Source organism: Gordonia sp. (in: high G+C Gram-positive bacteria) (assembly GCF_020438995.1).
In the GTDB taxonomy this organism is placed as follows: Bacteria; Actinomycetota; Actinomycetes; order Mycobacteriales; family Mycobacteriaceae; genus Gordonia.
The window spans coordinates 23,888-44,390 of sequence record NZ_JAGQTN010000068.1; the positions used below are offsets into that span (position 1 = coordinate 23,888).

The following is a 20,503-nucleotide window of genomic DNA, read 5'->3' on the forward strand; positions in this document are numbered from 1 at the left end:
ACGCCACTACCTCACGGTCACCGTCTTGCACCCGACCTGCGGGTTGTGGTTGCCGTTGCCGATGTTGATCGCGTAAGCGCACACCGTCTGCGGGCCGCGCGCCGAGGTCGTCAGCACCCGGTCGAAACCGTGCTGACCACCGATCCCGAACGCGCGGTTCACATCCGGACGGCTCACATTCGCCGGGAAGACCAGAGCCCAGGATCCGGGCTGTCCGGGCTGCGGGCCGATGTAGACGTGCACCGTCAGCGAGGCCGAGCTGTCGTCGGGGTCGTAGGTCCACCCGCGCACCCGCACCTTGCCACCGCCGAGCGCGGTCACTTCGTCGACAACGCCACCGGGCTGCGGACTGCTGATGGTGACCGTGCGGCAACCGAGGTGCACGTTGCCGCCGCCACCGATATTGATCGCGTACAGGCAGACCTGCGTCGAACCGACCTTGCCGGTGTTGAGAACCGCGTCGAATCCGTGGTTGCCGCCGATCCGGTGCACATTGTTCACGTCGGGACGCGACCCCTGCGCGCGAAGCGGATAGCCCTGTGCACCTGCTGAACCGGCCGGACCACCGACGTAGACGTGGACGTCGATCGACGCTCCTGAGTTGTCCGAGTCGAATGCCCAGCCCCGCACGCGTACCCGGCCGGTTCCCGGTACCGACACCTCGTCGATGTTTCCGACGGGATTGGCTCCCGACGGTCCGAGATTGCGCGGCCGCAGATACCCGCTCAGGTGAGCTTTGGTGATCGACATGATCTTGGCGGCACCGGGATTCTGCGACAGCACCGAGATGTTGCCGCCCTGATCGCCGAGCACGATGGCGACATGCCCGGCGCTGGTGTACGGCCAGCTCGTACCCCACACCGCCACATCACCTTTGCGTGGCGTGACGCCCGGTGAGAGCTTCTCGTAGTGGCTGGACGGCGCGGCACCAAACAGCTGTGCCGCGTAATTGACAGCGATCCTGGGCGCCTTGACGACGTCCCGGTTGTAATAATTGAACAGGTCGACACACTGCGCGCCGTAGGCACCGTCGTAGTCGGCGTAGCTGCCATTCCACCGATTGACGAATGCGTCGACCGTGCCGTTCGCGTGGGCGGGAGAACTGACCCCGGCCAGCCCGACGATGCCGAGCACCACGCCCAGCATCGCCACCAGCACCCTCCTGCCGACGGTGCGGCGAGCCGACGACCGGCCCGCACGCGGATTGTGTCGCGTCATGGCGTCACTCCTTCTCTTGCTCAGGCGGCCGCCTCTTGCGGTCGCATATCTTTGACCGTTTCCCCACCGCCGAATACGACTACGCTCAGGTGATGACTGACGACGATGACGACGCCGAGTTCCGGGAATGGGACCGGCGGGCCTGCGAGCTCGACGAGATCGCCACAGCGGCGGCCGAACGCGGCGATCTGGCCGCGGCCGGTGCGGCACATGTCGAACTTGCCGACCACATGTTCCAGGTCGCGCCCTACGATGACGTGATCGACGAGTATCTGGCCGCCCGCGAGGCATATCAGCAGGTCGACACCGTGATGGCGACACGCTGCATGCTAACCATCGGATTCATCGCGGAGAGTGTCGGCGACTACCACACCGCTCAGCAGGCGTTCACGATCAGTTGTGACGAATGGGACGAGCATGGTGAACGCCGTCTGCACGCCGAGGCGAGCAACAACGTGGGAGGCATGGCGACGCACACCGGCGACTACGAGATCGCCGAACAGGCTTTGCTCATGGCGATCGCCGAGTACGAGGATCTCGGCCTTCCCGACGAAGCTCTGGGCCCGCGAATCAATCTCGCAAATCTGTACCGGCGCGCCGGACGCCGAGAGATGGCCGAGTCCGAGTTTCGCGCCGTGCGATCCGCTCTTCCCGCAACGTCTCGCGTGTCCATCCTTTGCACGGCGTCGTTGGGTGCACTGAATGTCGAATCCTGCCGATTCAGCGAGGCAGTCAGCGAATTGACCGATGCTGTCGAGGGTTTCACCGCTATCGGCGCCATCGACGATGTCCGTGACACAACCATGGCGCTCGCCTTCGCACGCGCCATGTCGGGTGATCTGGCGAGTGGCATTTCGACGCTCCTCCAGGTGCGACAGGAGTTTTCCGACATCGGCCGACCGGACAAGGCGGCCGTGTGCGACTACAATCTCGCGATCTTCTATTTTTCCCAGAATGATTTTGTAGCCTCCGATTTGGCATTCGAGCACGCTGCCGACGGCCTGGCCCAGGCTGGAATGCACCATCAGATACCCAATCTCTCGTGGAACAGAGTCAAACGCCTACTGACCGAAGCAGGCATGAACCCGGCGCGGCAGGACGAACTGGTCGCCGAAGCCCTCGACACTGCGGTGTCGTCCGTGATCGCAATCGACTATCAACGATTTCAGTTCGCCGACAGCAGGCGCCGTGCAGAGTGGACAGCGACATTCGCCGACCGCCTGGCCACCGCCTTCGATATGGCCCACAAGTTCGGGCGACCCGATCTGGTGGCCGATCTCATCGAATCCGGCATCAACGCCGGCGTACACAACGGCCACGCCGATGATTCCATGAATTCCCTTGCACCATTCGATAATTCAGAATCCGGTTCCCCGCGGTTCGAAACCCCTGACGACGATGAATCCGCGGAGACGCTGAGTGCGGCCGCGAGACTGCTGAGCACAGCCGCACTCCCGATGAACCCGCCGCCGGCGCTCATCGCCGCATCGAATACGTTGCTGCTCGGACCCCAACGCGAGCTGGCCGGCCGACTCGATCCCCTGCTTGCCGACGTCCTCGCCGCCAGCCCCGAAGTCCGGCTCTGGTAACCGGACTCCGCACGAGGTCGCCGGCTACCCTTTCAAGATCCGCGCGACCACCTCGTCGACCACCTTGTCGCACTCCTGCCGAACGACGTCCTTGTAGCCCGGCACCTGGGTATCCAGGAAGTGTTGGGCGCCTTCGTGGTCTTCGCTGTCGATGAGCGCCTCGAATTCTGCCAGCTGTACGTCGGTGAGGCTTTCGGACAGGCGCGTTCCCACTCGAAGCTCAAGTTCTTCGTAGGCCAGTCTCGCGATCTCGACTACGTCGTTGTCGCTGAATGCGCCGGGTAGCCGTTGACGCAGCAGAACATCGAGCGGGATCAACGAATCGGGTGCGTCCTTGGTAGTTCCGGTGCTGCTGTCGGTCGGATCGGTGGCCACAGTCATCTCGGTGTTCTCCTTGTCCCGTGAAATAGCTACATCCGCATATCCGTTTCCCCACCGCAACACGATGAGATTCACCTGAGATTCGCCTTAATGGACGATGTGCCGGCGCCCCTGGCCGGGCTACCGTGAGCACCACACGCCAGCGGGTCGGATATGGGGATGGTGAGGACAACGATGTACGCGTGCGAACGGTGCTCGGAGCCACTGGTTCCGTGCCCGGATTGCGGTGGTCACGCCGGCAGTTACAGCATCGCCGGGCTTCTCACCTGCCGACGATGCCGTAACAGCGGACGCTTGTGCCGCGCCCATGATGCGCTGTGGAAGCTGCCCGCCCCCCGTGTTGTCAGCGATTGAATTGGTCGCCGTCGAGCCAGCCGTCGGCGATCAGTTCGATGAGCAGTTGTGACTTGTTGTTCACCGCGCGGCCCGCGTTGCTGTACCTGGTGACGACGCGGCGGAAATGGGTGCGGACGGTGCTCTCGGAGATGTAGTGCCGCCGGGCCGTCTCGTAGACCGTCGACCCCAGCACATACGTCGACAGCACTCCCAGTTCCCGTTCGCTGAGATGAACCCTGCCCTTTTTCGGGGTCGGCGCCTGTCGTCCGGAGTCGAGGACGGCACGCAGCCGTGGTGCCGACTCGGCGACATCGGGAAGGATCAGGGCGTTCGATCCCGCAGCGCCGTCGGCGATCCCGATTCCGACCAGAAGTGCGTCGGGAGCGGCGGCCCGCGCACGGACAAGGCCGCGTGCACTGCGCGCGACGACCGCCCTGGTTCCGGGCAGCAGCATCGCGCCCGCGGGATACTCGTCGAGGTCGACCGAGGCGCAGTCGTGTCCGAAACCCCTGATCAGGGCGACGTACGCGGCGTCGGCCAGGTCGTGTTCGGCGACCACCGCCACCTCGTGTCCTGAGGGTAGCGGGTTGACGGCGATCTCAAGGGCGTCGTTGATGTCTGCGGTCATGTTCGGCTCCTCCGTCAAGGGACTGCTCCGGTTCGGTTGTCGCCACAGCTGGCCCCACCCGTCGGCCGCTGCGTCGTTCCGCTGTTCCTGCTGTTCCAGATTCATCTGTTCGGAGCGGGTGTTCAGCACTCTGGACGACAGCTTTGGGTGCGAATCACGCGTAGGATGGGATGTTCTAGTGAGTTGCACCCCTTATCGCGCACAAGTCGACACTGTTCAGGCATAATCACGCATATGCCTTCGGGAATGCGCATCCTCATCGCCTCGCCCCTCGGTGACGTCATCGCCGCTCCGCTGAACGCCAAGTTCGCCGACGCGACCATCACCGTCGCGCGGGACCGGGCCGAGTTCAAACGTGCCATCGACGCACAGGTCCGCTTCGACGTCGTGGCGGCCGACCTCATCTTCAACCGCGCCGACCTGGAGTGGACGTTCGACGGCCTCGACGTCATCGACGGGCTCCGAAAAGCCAACCGGACGGCACCGGTCCTGCTTGCCACGCAAGGACATTCGATGGAAGAAGACCACCTCGCCGAGGCCCGGCTCCGCAACGACGTGGCCGGGGTGGTCGCCAAGGCCGACGGCTTCCAGGCGCTGGCCACCGCGATGCAGACCGTGGCGCTCGGGCAACCAATGCGGGCCCCCGTCACCGGAAGCAGTCGGCCGTCGCTGTTCACCCAGTTCCAGGGACGCAAAGGCATCACCGCCGCACGGATGGCCGGGGCCATCGCGTCAGGCAACGCCGCCGACAACGCCACCCTCGCCGCGGTCACCAAGGTGTCGATCAACACCGCCAACAAGGTCGCCACCAACTACATCGGCCCGCTCATGCGCGCACGCAACGAACACGACGAGCGGCTGCCGCTGACCCAGCCGTCGGTATACCGCTGGTGCGGGCTGCACGCGCGGTACATCGTCAGCTGGTGCCGGCGGCACGACCACTCCGATGTGCTTGAGCCGCATCTGGATTAGATGTCGTCTGGATTAGATGTCATCGATCCGGATGCGATGGCGGCCCGACGGGACGTCGGCGCCGCAGACGATGCGCCGGGCGGTCACCGCGCCGACGGCTCCGGCCAGCGTGGAGGCGCTGCCCAGTTGCGGCCACGACGGGATCGTCTTGCCCACCTGGCCGAGCGCGACCGTCATCCGGGGGCTGATGTCGTCGCCGACGATGGCCCCGGCGATCCGCACCCGCTGAGCCGGATCGCGCAGCGCCTCGGGGTCCAGGTCCGTCACGTCCCCGGCGTTGCCGTGGAACAGCGGGTAGCCGGGGTCCAGGTCGTAGCGTTCGACGTCGACGATGACGTTGTCGCCGTCGTCGGTGACCATTACCACCGGAACTCCCAAAGCCCTGGCGTGGCGGCGGATCTCGACCTTGGTCGCCAGATCGTCGACCTCCTCCAGCACGATGTCGGCGGGCTGGGTTCCGCGTCCGCCGAGGAATGCGCGGGCATTCTCGGCGGTGTACCCGTCGCCGAAGACGGTGACGTCGGTGTACGGGTCGGCCTCCAGAATCCGTCGTCGGGCGAGCTCGGCCTTGGACTTGCCCAGGTCGCACACCGAGCCGGCGAGCCGGTTCAGGTTCGTCAGGCCCAGGGTGTCGGGGTCGGCGATCCGTAGAGTCCGCGCGCCGGTCATCGCGCACGCGTGCAGGATCGACGCCCCGACGCTCAGCCCCGCGACCGCGACCACCGCACCCGACCAGCGGCGCTGCTCGGCGTCGGTGATCAGGTAGCGGTTGCGTGCGGTGCGCAGCCGGTAGAACGTCTCCGCATCGGGCAGACGCACCATCGCCTGTCGCCACGGGTACACGATGTACCGGGTGATCAGGTCCGCGTCGCCGGTGCCGGGATATCCGCGGATGGGATCGAGCCGGAACAGTTCGACGAGTTCTTCGCGGGCGATGTTCCATGCGTCGACGACGTCGTACTGGTCGGCGAGTTCGGCGATGCGGTCGCGGTCGTCGACGGGGTGCAGGATCTCGATCATGTTGTGCTCCTTTGGTTGTGGTTGATCAGACGGCCGGGCGGACATGCGCGTTCTTGGGTGCGCCCGGAACGAAGGGACCGGTTCCATGAACGTGGAAGTCGATTCGGGGGGTGGTGCGATCGCCGTATTGGCCATGCAACGTCCGGAATTCAGAGTTGTTGGCGATGAGTGCGTCCAGGCAGCGTCCGACCAGCGCTTCTTTCAGGGCGCTGGTTTCCTTTCCCGATTCCGCGACTTCGACTGAGATTGTCAGAGTCTGGTTGAAATCGCCATCGAATTTCCGGTCGATGACGAACCGGCCGGTGACGTGGTCGATCACTTCGTCGGCGTCGAACGCCTCCTGCAGGTCACCGGCATAGATGTTGAGGCTGTAGAACTGCGCGACGACATCGGGTCGCCCGGCGAGGACCAGGAAGCCGTCCGCGGGATCGATCCGATCAACCAGATCCCCATGGCCGCAACCATTCACGATGCTTCGCAGGGCCGCGCCCGAGAACACCGCACCCTGATCGTTGATGCGGTAGCGGATCATCGGGATCGACGAATCGAGGGTGAACAGCAGGAAACCGTCGTCATCGACCTCGGCGTACCGCCGCTCCGGGTCATACCGGACGAATGTCGGCTGCCGAGTCTGGTTGCCCCCGAACAGTTCCAGGCTCAACACCGCGTCGGTGGCGGCACGGCGGCGGATGTCGGTGGTCAGCGCAGTCTCATGTCCCATCACACCCGCCTCGGCGGTACCGTAAATCAGGCATACCCGACCGGGATCGCCGGGATGCCCGATCCGGTTCAGCACGTGATCGCGCCACGATTCGGTGATCGCCTCACCCGCCAACAGGATCTTGATGTCCTGATCAAGCGCACTCTCGGGTGCCTTATCGAGGACATCCTTGATCGACGGCGGATAACCGGCCAGCACCACGTGGTCGTAGCGCGGTCCGAGGGCGGACAAGGTGTGCACCGCCATATCGACCGGGAGGCCGGGGGTGACCATCGACAGCCGGTACCCACGCTCACGCAGACCCAGCATCGCCTGGTAGGTATAGGTCCCGCCTATCCAGGTGCCCATCGCAAAGCACACGATGACGAGCGTCGTTCGGGTATCGGCGCCGAAGCCGTCGCGGAGAATCCGTTCGTGGGCATCGACGGCATCGTCGAGCGCGACCTCGTCACGCGGGACGAACGTCGGCACACCCGACGAACCGGACGTGGACGACCATGTGCCGCATCCGGCGATATCGCCATGCCACATCAGATCCTGCACCTCGTAGCCGCGCAGGTAATCGGCCTTGGTCGTGGCCGGGAGGGCCTCGAACTCGGCCGATCCACCGACCATGGTGGTGGTATTACCTTGCGCACGAAGGTAATCCGCGTATGCCGGGACATCGCGTATCGCGCGGTTGGTAGTCTCGATAGCGTGCGCGAGGCCCGCCCGTGTCGTCGTATACAGAGGTCGTACTAATTCACTGGTCATGCCTTCTTGACCGTTTCCCCAGAGTTTTGCGAGCACGACACAGGCGGCTGCGCCGGGCGTGGCACAGTGAAGACCATGCTGTTGCCGTATCTGAACCCCGCCGCACCCGACGCCGCCGACGCCCTGCGCATCGGCGACGACAGTCTGTCGCGGGAGGACCTCGTCGGGGTGGCGACGGCCGTCGCCGAACGGATCGCCGGAGCTCGGGTTGTTGCGGTGCTGGCGCGGCCGACGAGCGAGACGGTGCTGGCGGTGCTCGGGGGGCTGATAGCCGGGGTCACCGTGGTGCCGGTGCCGCCGGATTCGGGGCCTCGGGAGATCGGGCACATCCTCTCCGACTCCGGCGCGCAGGGGTGGCTCGGGACGGCGCCCGACGGTGCCACCTTGCCGGTGGTTCCGGTACGGCGGTACGCCAAGTCGTGGCATCGGCATCCCGAGCCGCCCGCCGATCACGCCGCGTTCATCCTGTACACCTCGGGAACGACGGGACTACCCAAGGGCGTACCGATCACCCGGCGCGCCATCGCCGCCGGACTCGACGCCCTCGCCGATGCCTGGCAGTGGACTACCGATGATGTTCTGGCACAAGGTCTTCCGTTGTTCCATGTGCACGGGCTGATCCTCGGGATCCTGGGGCCGCTGCGCCGGGGCAGCTCGGTGATCCACACCGGTTCCCCCACGCCTTCTCTATACGCCGGTGCCGCCGCTCGCGGTGCGACGATGTTCTTCGGGGTGCCGACGGTATGGTCGCGGGTGGCCGCCGATACCGCTGCGGCACAGGCGTTGTCGTCGTCCCGGTTGCTGATCTCGGGGAGCGCGCCGCTTCCGGTACCCACCTTCGACGCTATCCGGTCGCTGACCGGACACCAGATAGTCGAACGCTACGGTATGACCGAAACACTCATCACCGTCAGCACCCGCTCCGACGGTGAACGACGGCCCGGCTGGGTGGGGTTGCCGCTGACCGGTGTCGAAACGCGGTTGCGGGAAGGGGAATCCGACGTTCCGCACGACGGTGAATCCGTCGGGGATCTGCTGGTGCGGGGGCCAATGGTCGGTACTCGGTATCTGAACCGGCCGGAGGCGACCGCCGAATCGTGGATCGGGGACGGGTGGTTCGCCACCGGCGACGTCGCGGTGATCGACGGTTCCGGGATGCACCGGATCGTCGGGCGGCGATCCACCGACCTCATCAAATCCGGAGGCTTCCGCATCGGGGCCGGGGAGATCGAAACCGTTCTCCTCGGGCATGATTCGGTGCGCGAGGTGGCCGTGATCGGGGTTCCGGACGATGACCTCGGGCAGCGGATCGTCGCGTATGTTGTCGGGGACAGGGTCGAGGAGTCCGTGCTCATCGACCTGGTCGCGTCGCAGCTGTCACATCACAAGCGGCCCAGGGAGATCCGGTATATCGATGCGTTGCCGCGCAACGCGATGGGCAAGGTGCAGAAGAAGCTGCTCGAGTAGGACGTCCGAGGTGATTGGGTCATGTGCTCGTCTCGCCGGACCCTTCGTGACCCTCGCTCGTACCTCGCTTCGGCCTCAGGGATCAAGATGTCTGGCCGCGTCGGCAACACTGCGCGGCGGAGTGGTGGTGCGGTCACCGTTCGCGCTCCCACTCGTCAAGATGTCTGGCCGCGTCGGCAACACTGCGCGGGCCGCTGTGTTGACGGGAACATTCACCGTCGCCGATCAAGATGTCTGGCCGCGTCGGCAACGGTGTCCTAGCCGACTCGATCAGAACTTGCCGTCCAGGAATTCGGCGTAGGCGGGTAAGTCGAGTTGACCGTGGCCGGAGAGGCCGATCACTACCACCTCTTCTTTGTCGCTGTTGGCGACGTGTCTTGCGCAGGCGGCGATGGCGTGGGTCGACTCCGGGGCGGGGACGATGCCCTGGGTACGGGCGAACTGCACACCGGCGCTGAACGCGTCGTGCTGGGTGATCGCGACACCCTGTACCAGGCCGAGTTCGACGGTGTGGCTGAGGGCGGGTGCCATGCCGTGGTAGCGCAGGCCGCCGGCGTGGATCGGGTCGGGCACGAAATCCATTCCGAGCGTGTGCATCTTGAGCAGCGGGGTGAGGCCGGCGACGTCGCCGTGGTCGTAGCGGTATTCGCCCTCGGTGATCGACGGGCATGCCGAGGGTTCGGCGGCCACGATCTTCGCGTTGCCGCGGCCATGGAGCTTCTCCCGCAGGAACGGGAACGACAGCCCGGCCAGGTTGGAACCGCCACCGGCACAACCGAACACGACGTCGGCGCCGGCCTCCACCTGCGCGAGCTGCACCACGGCCTCCTGGCCGATCACACTCTGGTGCAGCACAACATGATTGAGCACAGAGCCCAGCGCGTAGCGGGTGTCGGGGTTCTGCGCGGCCACCTCAACGGCCTCACTGACCGCCATCCCCAGGCTGCCGGTGGTGTTCGGGTCCTTGGCGAGCATCGCCCGGCCCGACTCGGTCAGATCCGACGGGCTCGGGTGCAGAGTGCCGCCGTAGGTGCGGATCAGGAAGCCGCGGTAGGGCTTCGAGTCGTACGAGGCCCGCACCTGCCACACCTCGATGTCGATGCCGAATTGGGCACCGGCGAATGCCAGCGCACTGCCCCACTGTCCGGCGCCGGTCTCGGTGGTAAGTCGCTTCACGCCGTCGATGCTGTTGTAGTAGGCCTGTGCCACAGCAGAATTGGTCTTGTGGCTGCCGACCGGGCTCACGCCCTCGTACTTGACGTAGATCCGCGCCTTGGTGTTGAGGGACCCCTCGAACCTGCGCGCCCGGATCAACGGCGATGGCCGCCACATCTTGTAGATCTCCCGCACCGGCTCCGGGATCTCGATGTACGGATCGGGCGAGACCTCCTGCGCGATCAGACCGGCCGGGAACAGCGCGGCCAGGTCGTCGGGACCGACCGGTTCTTTGGTGCCCGGATGCAGGTGCGGCGGGATCGGCTCATCGAGTTCGGCGGCCAGGTTGTACCAGTGTGTCGGCACCTGGGACGGGATCAGATCGGGGGTGATGGCGTCGTCTTGCACAGTCATGCAATCACCATAATGTGATGTGCGTCTCTAGGAATGACGACGGGTGCGGACATTGTCGTCTCGCCAGGTTTCGAGGCTCCTCGCCCTGGGGCTCGTCGCACATCAACCAGCGCGAATTGAGATGTCGCCAAATCGGTTGATCCGCAGTCATCGGAGCCCAGAGGTCCGTCCCACCTTGACCAGCAGAATTGGGGTGATCGGTCAGTCGGGGAGCATGGGGGCGTCGGCGCCGTGGTGATGGCCCACCAGCACCGCGCGGGTGACGGCGTCGCGGCCGAAGCGTTCGCGCAGGCTGTCCATCGTGGTGTCGAGTTCGGCACCGTGATCGGCGTCGAAAGGGAGGGTGAGTTGGACGGCGTCGGTGTCGTCGAGGTTGGTCAGGGAGACACCGACGAGCGTGCAGCCGCGGTCGGTGAGCAGCCCGGCCGCGTCGTCGAGCAGGGTTCGGGCGGTCGACATGATGACGTCGGTGCGGTCGGTCGGTTCCCATAGGGTGCGGGATCGGGTGGCGCGGCTGAAATCGTCGAACCTGATTCGTAACACCACTGTGCGGCAGAGTCTTTCGGCCTTGCGGAGACGTTTGCCGAGACCGTCGACGATCGCGATGACCGTGGTGTCGAGATCGGCCCGGGTTTTCGGACGCCGGCCCAGCGCGCGTTGGGCACCGATCGACCCACGACGCCTGCCCACCTCGACGCGACGTGGATCGACGCCCATCGACAACGCGAACAGATGCCGGCCCGCTCCCCTCCCGAGCAATGAGCACAGTCGCGATTCGCCCAGTGCCGCAAGATCACCGACTGTCGATATCCCGGCGTCGGCGAGTCTGCGTTCGGTGACCGCGCCGACGCCCCACAGTCGGCGTACCGGCAGCGGATGCAGGAACGCGAGTTCGGTGCCGGGGGCGACGATCCGCAGGCCGTCGGGTTTGCAGGCCGCACTGGCCACCTTCGCCAGGAACTTGGACCGTGCACCGCCGACCGAGATCGGCAACCCGACCTCGTCGCGGACCCGCTCGCGCAGCCTGCGGGCGATATCCTCGGGGTCGCCGGCGATCATGCGCAGGCCGCTGACGTCGAGAAATGCCTCATCGACGGAGATGCCCTCGACGATCGGAGTGGTGTCGCGGAAGATCTCGAACACGGCTTTGCTTGCCTCGGAATACGCCTCAAACCTGGGCCGGACGACGACAGCGCGCGGGCAAAGTGCGCGGGCCTCGTGGCCGGGCATCGGTGTGCGGACGCCGAACGCCTTGGCCTCGTAGCTGGCCGCGAGCACCACCCCGCCCCCGACAATCACCGGCCTGCCCCGCAATACCGGGTTGTCGCGCTGTTCCACCGACGCATAGAACGAGTCGAGGTCAGCATGCAGGATCGTCGCCGCGGGGATTCCGGTCATAGAACATATGTTCGCATATGGTTACGTCATGTGGCCAGGTCACCGGACCCTTCGAGACGCTCGCTCCTTCGTCGCATCGCCCTCAGGGATCAAGAAGGTTGCCGCGTCGCATGAGTGCCGCATCACCCTCAGGGATCAAGAAGGTTGCCGCGTCGCATGAGTGTCGCATCGCCCTCAGGGATCAAGAAGGTTGCCGCATCGTATGAGTGTCGCATCACCCTCGGGGATCAAGAAGGTTGCCGCACCAAAACGACATCCACCACGACGGCCTCATCAATCAAGCAACAGACGCGACCAGACATCTTGATCCCTGAGGCCGAAGCGACGTAGGAGCGAGGGTCGCGAAGGGTCAGGCGAGGCTAGCGCATGACGTCACCACCTCATCACTCACCCAGTGGCATCGACGACGCCGGCTATGCGGTCGATGGCCTCGGCGAGGACCTCCGGGGAGCAGGCAGCGTTGAGGCGGGCGAAACCCGTTCCCTGCGTGCCGAATGCGGGACCGTAGTGCAGGGCGACGCGGCCGTGTTCGAGGATCGGCACGCCCGGGTTGTCGCCGAGGCCGGTGGATCGGAAGTCGAGCCAGGCCAGGTACGACGCGGCGGGGCGTCGCATCGTGACGGAGGGAATCTTTTGGGCCAGTTCGGTTTCCAGGAGTGTCAGATTGGCCTTGATGAGCTCGAGGGCGTAGTTCAGCCAGGGGTCGCCGTATTCGAAGGCGGCTTCGGTGGCGGCCCTGCCGAAGATGCTGGTGCGGAAACCGACCTCCTCGGGTTGGCGGTCGAGAAGGGTGCCGATGCGGTCGCTCGCCGAGACGGTGAGCGCGCACTTGGCGCCCGCGATGTTGAAACCCTTACTCGCCGAATGCGCGGCGACACCCACCTCACGGGCGGCGTCACTCACCGACAGGAACGGGGTGAACGTACCCGGATCGTGGACGAGTGGGGCGTGGATCTCGTCGCTGATCACGAACGCGCCGTACTGGGCGGCCAGGTCGGCGATGCGGGACAGTTCGTCGGCGGTGTGCACGCGGCCGACCGGATTGTGCGGGCTGCACAGCAGCAATGCCTTCGCACCGTCGGCGAAAGCCTGCCCGATGCCGTCGAGGTCGAGGCGGTAGCCGGTGTCGTCGCTGGTCAGGGGTACTTCGACGACCCGGCCACCCGCCTCGGGGATCATGTCGAAGAACGGTGGATAGACGGGTGGGTTGATGATCACCGTGTCACCCGGTTCGATCAGCACCCGCAATGCCTCGACGATGACGACGCTGACGTCGGTGGTCAGGCGCACCCCGGCCGGGTCGGGTCGCCAGGCCCAGCGGCGTTGCGCGAATCCCGAGAACACCTCGCCCACCCGGCCGGGGCTGCCCGCGTACCCGATGTCGGAGGTGCGCACCTGCCTGGTGATGGCGTCGGCGACCACATCGGCGATGGTGAAGTCCATTTCGGCGACGAACAGCGGGAGGACGTCGTCGGGGTAGGTGCTCCATTTCTCGCTGGTGCGGCGGCGCAGGTCGTCGAGGGAGGGTGCTGTCGGGGTGGATGGAAGTGTCACCATCCCTTGATACTCCGGGGTGGATCGAAGGTGGTGGTTTCGCCATGTGCCTCGGGTCGCCGGACCCTTCGAGACGCTCGCTCGTCCCTCGCTTCGCCCTCAGGGATCAAGTAGGGATACCGGACCACACCTCAAGCAACGAAGGGGGCCCGTTGGTGCTAGGACTGGACGCATGACACTTGAGTCTCGTGGGTTTCCTGTCCGCATCGGCGTGCAACTGCAGCCGCAACACGCGCCCGACTATGCGCTGATCCGGGATGCGGTGCGCCGCGCCGAGGATCTGGGCGCCGACATCGCGTTCAACTGGGATCACTTCTATCCGCTGTACGGCGGTCGGGACGGTGCGCACTTCGAATGCTGGACGATGCTCGGCGCGTGGGCCGAACAGACGTCGCGGATCGAGATCGGCGCGCTGGTGACCTGCAACTCGTACCGCAACCCGGAACTGGTCGCCGACATGGCCCGCACCGTCGATCACATCAGCGGCGGCCGGCTGATCCTGGGCATCGGGTCGGGCTGGTTTCAGCGGGACTACGACGAGTACGGCTACGAGTTCGGTACCGCCGGATCGCGGCTGAACGACCTGGGTGCGGCGCTGCCCCGCATCGACGCGCGGCTGGCGAAGCTGAACCCGGCACCCACCCGCGACATCCCGATCCTGATCGGCGGTGGCGGTGAGAAGAAGACACTGCGACATGTGGCCGGGCACGCCGACCTGTGGCACAGCTTCGCCGACAAGGACTCCTACCCGCGCAAGGCCGAGATTCTCGCGGCCCACTGCGCCGACGTCGGCCGCGACCCCGCGAACATCGAACACTCGGCAGCGATCAAGCACGGGGCGTCCGCCGACGACGCGGTCCGGCAGGCGCAGGAGCTGGCAGAACTGGGCCTGTCGGTGATCACCATCGGCATCGGTGGTCCCGACTACGATCTCTCCGCACTTGAGGCGCTGTGCCGCTGGAGGGGGTGAAACACGGTCCCGGGACCTGCGACCTGTCGTACGTTCGCGCCGACGACCACTACTGTTTAAGGCATGCGTTCTCCCGTCCTCCGTGTGACCGCTCTGGGCCTGACCACACTCGCGTTCGTGGTCGCAGTCGTCTCGGCGCTCGCCATGCTGCTGGCCGGCCCCGCTCAGGCCGAACCGCCGTCACGGCTGCCCAACCAGGTGTACGACCCGGCGGACGTGCTCAACACCGCGCAGGCCGAACAGCTTCAGAACGCGATCGACAAACTGCAGGAAGACCACGACGTCACCCTGTGGGTGGCCTACGTCAGCACCTTCGACGACCTGACCGCCGAAAAGTGGGCGCAGCAGACCATCATCAGCAGTGATCTCGGTTTCCGGGATGTGCTGCTGGCCGTGGCCACCGGGTCCCGGTCGTACTACTTCGACTCGCCCGAGGCGATCGACGACATCACCCGCGACGACCTCAAGTCCATCGCGAGCGACAAGATCGTGCCCGCGCTGCGCAAGGACGAGTGGTTGGGCGCCGGTATGGGTGCCGTCGACGGACTGGCCGGGACCGACCACAGCTCGAATGCCGGGACGATCGCCGGCGTCGTCGGTGGCGTGGCAGTGCTCGGCGGCGGCGCGCTGCTGTACTCGCGCAGGCAGCGACGCAAGCGAATCGACGACTGCCTCGACACCGTCCGCGAGCAGGAATTGACCGGCGGCCAGCTGGCGTCGCAGCCGCTCGACGTCCTCGACCCGTGGTCGCGCGAGGTGCTCACCGACACCGACAACGCCATCCGCACCAGCGAGGAGGAACTGCAGCTGGCGGTCAGCGAGTTCGGGGTCGCCGAGACCGAACCGTTCACCCGCGCGCTGGAAGCCGCCAAGAAGGGGGTCGCGGCATCGTTCGCGCTGCGTCAGCGTCTCGACGACGACATCCCCGAAACCGACTCCGAACGCCGGTCGATGCTGGTCCAGATCATCACCACCTGCACCGACGTCGACAATGATCTCGACGCGCAGGTCGAGGAGTTCGACGCGATGCGCAACCTCCTCATCAACGCCGACACCCGGCTCGCCGAACTCACGCAAGAACTGGTCGCCCTGCGCACCCGGCTGCCTGGCGCGCGCTCCAAACTCGACGAGCTGATCGGCAAACACGGTGCGGCCACGCTCGCGTCGATCGCCGACAACCCGGACCTGGCCGAGCAGCAGATCACCTTCGCCGAATCCAGTGGCGACCAGGGCCGCGAAGCACTCGAACTCCCCGTCGGCGAACAGGGGCAGGCGGTGGCCGCGATCCGTTCCGCCGAAGGTGCGATCACGCAGGCATCGACACTTCTCGACGCCATCGACCGCGCCGAGGAGAACCTGCGGGTCGCGCGCGTCCGGATGCCCGCACTGATCGAGGAGGTGCGCGACGAACTCACCGAGGCCGACGCGCTGATCGCCGACGGGGGCCCCGAGCTGGCCGCCGCCGCGTCGATCGCCCGCGACGCCCTCGGCCGCGCCGAAAACGACTTCGCCGCCGATCCGCTCGGCACCTTCACCGCACTCGTCGACGCCGACGCCGACCTCGACGATGCCCTGGCCACCGCCCGATCGGCCGCCGCCGAACGCACCCGCCGCACCGAACTGCTCAACTCGTCACTGGCATCGGCGTCGGCCAAGGTGGACGCGGCCGCAGACTTCATCGGCACCCGGCGCGGCGCGGTGCAGGCCACCGCCCGGACCCGGCTGTCCGAATCGCAGCGCCTGCTGGCCGTCGCGAACGCCGACGCCGGTACCGACCCGATCACAGCCATCGACACCGCCCGGCGTGCGGGCAGCCTCGCCGACGACGCGCTGATGGCCGCCCAGGGTGATGTCGCGCAATGGTCGTCGAGTCAGGCCCCGCGAGGGTCGTCGGGCGGGTCGACAACCGGTGCCGTCCTCGCCGGCGTCCTCGTCGACAGCTTCCTGCGCGGCTCGATGCGCGGCGGCGGAGGTTTCGGCGGTGGCGGTTTCAGCAGCGGCGGACGCAGCCCGGGTTCGTTCGGCGGATCGCAGAGCTCGGGAAGGATCGGAGTCGGCGGACGCTTCTGATCGTGCAACTCTCAGAGATCGTCGGTACGGAAGGTCACCACCGGGTGCCCGCGATCCGATACTCCCCCCGCTTCGCTGCGAAGCGCACTCATTGGTCATCGTCCTTTTGAATAAGTGCATATGTCTGGCTTCTGCTGTGCTGCGGTCGTGTTCGAACTACTTCGCCGCGATCCTGTAGTGTGCGCAGCCGGCGAAGGACCGCATGGTAGTCCATCGCCAGTGCCTCCCCGATCTGCCGGGCCGTGGTATACCCGGAGCGAATCGCCTGTTTTATGGCATCATGATCCGCAGCGATTCCACTTCTACGCGGGCCAATTCTCGGCGACTCTGGCTCCGTGCGGGGAACGGATATTGACGATACTGTCTCCGTACTCTGGGCGTTGAGGTGTTCTCTGATTCCCGGTGCCAGGCGGTAACTCGCATACCTCCGCCCTCCGGACGGCAGCGCGACATTCCGCTCAACCAGATCACGCAGTGCATTCCCAGCGGAGATGCGATCGATGCCCCATGCCTGGAGCATCGCGTTGGTGACCCGCCCGGTGGAGTTCATGATCGCCAGCGCCAGGTGCTGGACATCGGTCAGATCGTTGATCCCCAGTGATCCGATCCAGTCGATGACTTCCACCGACAGCAGAGCATGCTGAGGCACTGTGACGCTGACGCGACCGGGTTGGACATCGAATGCGGGTGGGCTCATGCCGGCCTGCCGCAGACTTCGAACCACTCTCGGCAGGCCCGACCCTCGGTTCTCGCTGACCACATGACCGGGCTCATCCACGAGTTCAACGTCGGCGAGCAGCTGCGCGAGTGTCGCATTGCGAGACGACGACACTTGTTCGGCCGTACCGAGATCCTCGACTCGGACGGCACCGTAGATGCCTCCCGGACTCTTGATCACGAGTCGGCTGGGGAACAGCTCCACCTGAACTTGGGTGCCACGAGCTTCAGGACCGTAGTCCCTGTGCATCAATGCGTTGACGATCAGCTCACGGAAGACCTCAACGGGGTAGTCGTATCTGTCTTCGCGGCCGACACCCCGGACAACAGACGCAGAACGAACATTCCGCAACAGCGCCACGGTCGCATCCGCAACGATGTTCGGGATCGGTCCGGTAAGGCTGATATTGTCGAGAAAACGGGTTCCATCCGGAGTCGCCTCGCCCGTCGTATTTGACGGTAGGGCAACAAAACTCACGAACAATTGCGGGAAAAACTGCTGTGGGTAGACGCCGAGGCAGACAAGCCCGGCCAGCGTCGGACAAAGTATCCCATCATCGTTGACCGCCGCGCCCACTCGGATGAGCGCTTCGTCGGGGGCGAGCCCTGCAAAGCTGCGCGGTGAACGTCGTCGAAGACGGGTGACCAACGCGGCAACGAGGTCCGGGTCAAGGTCGGACATCGTTGCCCGCGGAACAGGTTCGGCGTCGAAGACGGGTTGCGTCCGGTTGGAGAGCAACTGCGTGACCTCGTAGTGGGTAAGATGCAGATCACTGTCACCTGTGCGAATGAACGAGCCTTGATATGCTCCCCGTGTCGCAATATGACAAGGCTTGTCGATCGGATCGATCTCCGGGATATCGGCCCGCACGATGTGCCCACCCTCGAACTCTTCGATCTCGACCGGTACACGTAAGGCTGGCACCAAGGCTTCGGAACACGCCGTGACCAGGGCGTCGCGGATCGCCGTCGGACGGAATCCGGCGACGGGGATAAAGCCGGTGCCCTCATCGAGTCCGAGGAGCAGAGTGCCGCCACGACCGTTGGCGAACGCGCTCAAGGTCTCTGTTACGTTCTTCGGCAGTCCTCCGGCCGCGGCTTTGACTTCGATGTCCGTCGTCTCTGCGGCAGACGTCCGTAGTCTGGCAACCAGTGCCGCTGTGTCGCTCACCGCTGCGCTCCCGTCGGTTGCAACTCTAGCGTTAACTCTAGCGTTAACTCTAGCGTTAACTCTTGCACTAGCGAGAGTTACACCTCGGCGGTGCTACGCATCCCACTGGCCTGGCTCTTTCGGGAGCTTCTTGAATCGGCAAATCGAAGCTAATCGAGCCAGTCGAGAACCGAGGCGGCGGTCCAGCTTTGTTGCATGCTGCCGAGCGGTTCGCCGGTGAAAGGCTCGTAGTATTCGGCGAAGTGGCCGTCGGTGACCTGGCGGAGGCCTTCCGAACGTAGCCGGGAGGCCTTTTCGGGCCAGCCGCGGTGGGCGAAGACCCAACTGAACAGCCAGGTCATGACGGGCCAGACGGGGCCGCGCCAGTATTCGCGGGCGCGGAAGTCCGGGGAGATCGGCGAGGTGGACGGCGGTACGGCGAACCGCAGATCGGGGTGACCGCAGAAATGCGGGCCCTCGAACAACCGCAGGAGGGCGCGTTCGCGTTCGCGGGGCAGGCCGCCGCACAGCAGCGGCGCGAAGCAGGCGATGGTCTCGGTGTTGATCCACGTCCCGGCGCGGACATCGAAATCCCTTGCTGCACCGTTGCGTTCGTTGGTCGCGGAAACGACACCGGACCGGAAGCGATTGGCCCAGCCGCGGAGTTCGCGAACATCGGACAGCGGTTTGGCGTGATCTTCGCCGATGTCGGCGAGAACGTCGCAGGCGACGGCCAGGATGGCACTGACGAATACGTCCTCGACCGCGAAATCCATGACGTCGGAGAGGATCTCGTCGTCATAGTTGGCGCGTTTCATCTGCTCGACGAGCCAGATGTACCGGTCGTATTCGAGATCGGACGGGCGCATCGACACGTCGCCGCCCACATGATCGAGGTCGGCGCGTACGTACGGGGGAAGATCTTGTCCGGGAACGACATTGGCGTAGGAGGAGTCCCAGCGGGGCGAGTTGTCCATCCCCGATTCCCAGCCGTGGTAGATGGTCACGCGGCCGCGGCCGTGCGGGTCGCGGGCGGTGGCCAGCCAGCGATGCCAGCGCACCAGATCACCCCAGCGGCGGTCGATGAACTCATTCGCGATGCCGCGGGTGGTGCGGCCGTGGCGTCGGGCATGGTCGAGGATGCGGGCGACGGCGATGGCGTGCACGGGCGGCTGGGTGATGCCGGAGGTGTCCCGGCCCTGCGGGGCGCACGCGGCCAGCCGGGCGCATTCCCAGCGCGCGGGCCCGGGAAAGTAGCCGTCCCTGCCGTTCGCGAACACGATGTGCGGGATCATCCCGTTGGTCCATTGCGCCGACAGCAGGGTGTCCATCTCGGTGACGGCGCGCTCGACGGACAGCGGCGCCAGCCCGACCGTGACGAACGCGGCGTCCCAGCTCCACATGTGCGGATACAGCTTGGGTGCCGCGCTCGTCATCGTGCCCAGGTCGTTGCCGCGGAGCAGGTAGGCAGCTCGAGCCGAGAGTTGCGTCGGGGAGAATCCGTAGCGTGCCACAAATGGATTCTGCCTTGTGGCGGGGCCCTTCGCCGGTTGAGACGTTCTGCTCAGAGTTGTTTGAGGTCCGAGGGTTGCCAGACGGCTCGCATGGAGGTGATCTTGCCCTCGGCATCGAACACCATGATGTCGACGGGGGTGATCTCGAAGTTCATGCCGGCGGTGCCGGTGGTGAGCACGAACTCGAAGACTGCGGTGTCACCGGCGATCTTCTTCCAGTTCAGGACGGTGGTGCGGGTGTCCATGTTCGCGATGACGTTGTAGAACTCGACGATCTCGTCGCGGGTGGTGCGCACCGGGGTGCCGATGGGGTCCTCGACCGTGCCGTCGGCGGCGAAGAGGTCGGCGATCTGTTCGCCGGTGCCCGAGGCGACGAGTTCGACGTAGGCATCGACGGCCACTGCGATCTTGTCTTCCAGCGAATCCTGGGCGGGTGATTCTTGTTCGACGGTCATTCCTGCCTCCAAAACTAGAAC

At 65.6% G+C, this 20,503-nt stretch carries 16 protein-coding genes; 5 read left to right on the forward strand and 11 right to left on the reverse strand.

What is annotated here, in order from left to right; genetic code table 11:
* Positions 1 to 6: 6 nt before the first annotated feature.
* Positions 7 to 1,218 (reverse strand): CHAP domain-containing protein, encoded by a 1,212-nt coding sequence (locus tag KDB67_RS06025; protein ID WP_291013651.1) that lies wholly within the window; start codon positions 1,216 to 1,218, stop codon positions 7 to 9.
* A 92-nt stretch (positions 1,219 to 1,310) separates the two neighbouring features.
* On the opposite strand from KDB67_RS06025, the gene KDB67_RS06030 reads away from it, so the two are divergent.
* Entirely contained in the window at positions 1,311 to 2,807 is a 1,497-nt protein-coding gene (locus KDB67_RS06030) for a tetratricopeptide repeat protein (protein WP_291013653.1), read from the forward strand.
* 24 nt (positions 2,808 to 2,831) lie between these two features.
* Here the strand turns inward: KDB67_RS06030 and KDB67_RS06035 are convergent, their stop codons facing one another.
* Together KDB67_RS06035 and KDB67_RS06040 are read right to left on the reverse strand one after the other, a co-directional pair.
* Complete coding sequence (locus KDB67_RS06035) at positions 2,832 to 3,188, reverse strand: DUF5663 domain-containing protein (RefSeq protein WP_291013655.1); 357 nt, start codon at positions 3,186 to 3,188, stop codon at positions 2,832 to 2,834.
* Between the two features lie 343 nt (positions 3,189 to 3,531).
* Positions 3,532 to 4,152, reverse strand: a complete 621-nt coding sequence (locus KDB67_RS06040; protein ID WP_291013657.1) for a LuxR C-terminal-related transcriptional regulator — start codon at positions 4,150 to 4,152, stop codon at positions 3,532 to 3,534.
* A 234-nt stretch (positions 4,153 to 4,386) separates the two neighbouring features.
* On the opposite strand from KDB67_RS06040, the gene KDB67_RS06045 reads away from it, so the two are divergent.
* The gene (locus KDB67_RS06045; RefSeq protein WP_291013659.1) at positions 4,387 to 5,124 is read left to right on the forward strand and encodes a response regulator; all 738 of its coding nucleotides are present in this window, start codon (positions 4,387 to 4,389) and stop codon (positions 5,122 to 5,124) included.
* Between the two features lie 12 nt (positions 5,125 to 5,136).
* On the opposite strand, the gene KDB67_RS06050 is transcribed toward KDB67_RS06045, so the two are convergent.
* Positions 5,137 to 6,144 carry a ThiF family adenylyltransferase gene (locus KDB67_RS06050; protein ID WP_291013661.1) on the reverse strand — a complete coding sequence of 336 codons (1,008 nt, stop codon included), beginning with the start codon at positions 6,142 to 6,144 and terminating at the stop codon, positions 5,137 to 5,139.
* A gap of 25 nt (positions 6,145 to 6,169) precedes the next feature.
* Positions 6,170 to 7,480: a hypothetical protein gene (locus KDB67_RS06055; protein ID WP_291013662.1), complete on the reverse strand. Its 1,311-nt coding sequence runs from the start codon at positions 7,478 to 7,480 to the stop codon at positions 6,170 to 6,172.
* A 213-nt stretch (positions 7,481 to 7,693) separates the two neighbouring features.
* Here KDB67_RS06055 and KDB67_RS06060 point away from each other — a divergent pair, with 213 nt between their 5' ends.
* Complete coding sequence (locus KDB67_RS06060; RefSeq protein ID WP_291013665.1) at positions 7,694 to 9,085, forward strand: acyl-CoA synthetase; 1,392 nt, start codon at positions 7,694 to 7,696, stop codon at positions 9,083 to 9,085.
* Positions 9,086 to 9,355: 270 nt separating this feature from the next.
* Here the strand turns inward: KDB67_RS06060 and KDB67_RS06065 are convergent, their stop codons facing one another.
* The 3 genes from KDB67_RS06065 to KDB67_RS06075 form a co-directional block, all read right to left on the reverse strand.
* A complete protein-coding gene (locus KDB67_RS06065) occupies positions 9,356 to 10,654 on the reverse strand; it encodes a TrpB-like pyridoxal phosphate-dependent enzyme (protein ID WP_291013668.1) in 1,299 nt (432 codons plus the stop codon).
* 201 nt (positions 10,655 to 10,855) lie between these two features.
* A complete protein-coding gene (gene dinB, locus KDB67_RS06070; RefSeq protein ID WP_291013670.1) occupies positions 10,856 to 12,052 on the reverse strand; it encodes a DNA polymerase IV in 1,197 nt (398 codons plus the stop codon).
* A gap of 387 nt (positions 12,053 to 12,439) precedes the next feature.
* Entirely contained in the window at positions 12,440 to 13,609 is a 1,170-nt protein-coding gene (locus tag KDB67_RS06075; protein ID WP_291013673.1) for an aminotransferase class I/II-fold pyridoxal phosphate-dependent enzyme, read from the reverse strand.
* A 169-nt stretch (positions 13,610 to 13,778) separates the two neighbouring features.
* On the opposite strand from KDB67_RS06075, the gene KDB67_RS06080 reads away from it, so the two are divergent.
* Positions 13,779 to 14,576, forward strand: a complete 798-nt coding sequence (locus tag KDB67_RS06080) for an LLM class F420-dependent oxidoreductase (RefSeq protein ID WP_291013676.1) — start codon at positions 13,779 to 13,781, stop codon at positions 14,574 to 14,576.
* Between the two features lie 63 nt (positions 14,577 to 14,639).
* Complete coding sequence (locus KDB67_RS06085) at positions 14,640 to 16,646, forward strand: TPM domain-containing protein (RefSeq protein WP_291013678.1); 2,007 nt, start codon at positions 14,640 to 14,642, stop codon at positions 16,644 to 16,646.
* An 88-nt stretch (positions 16,647 to 16,734) separates the two neighbouring features.
* On the opposite strand, the gene KDB67_RS06090 is transcribed toward KDB67_RS06085, so the two are convergent.
* From KDB67_RS06090 to KDB67_RS06100, 3 genes are all read right to left on the reverse strand, one after another.
* Positions 16,735 to 18,534, reverse strand: a complete 1,800-nt coding sequence (locus tag KDB67_RS06090; protein ID WP_291013680.1) for an ATP-binding protein — start codon at positions 18,532 to 18,534, stop codon at positions 16,735 to 16,737.
* Positions 18,535 to 18,683: 149 nt separating this feature from the next.
* Positions 18,684 to 20,027 carry a glycogen debranching protein gene (locus KDB67_RS06095; RefSeq protein WP_291013682.1) on the reverse strand — a complete coding sequence of 448 codons (1,344 nt, stop codon included), beginning with the start codon at positions 20,025 to 20,027 and terminating at the stop codon, positions 18,684 to 18,686.
* Positions 20,028 to 20,077: 50 nt separating this feature from the next.
* Positions 20,078 to 20,482, reverse strand: coding sequence for a nuclear transport factor 2 family protein (locus KDB67_RS06100; RefSeq protein ID WP_291013684.1), 405 nt, complete (start codon positions 20,480 to 20,482; stop codon positions 20,078 to 20,080).
* Between the last annotated feature and the right edge of the window lie 21 nt (positions 20,483 to 20,503).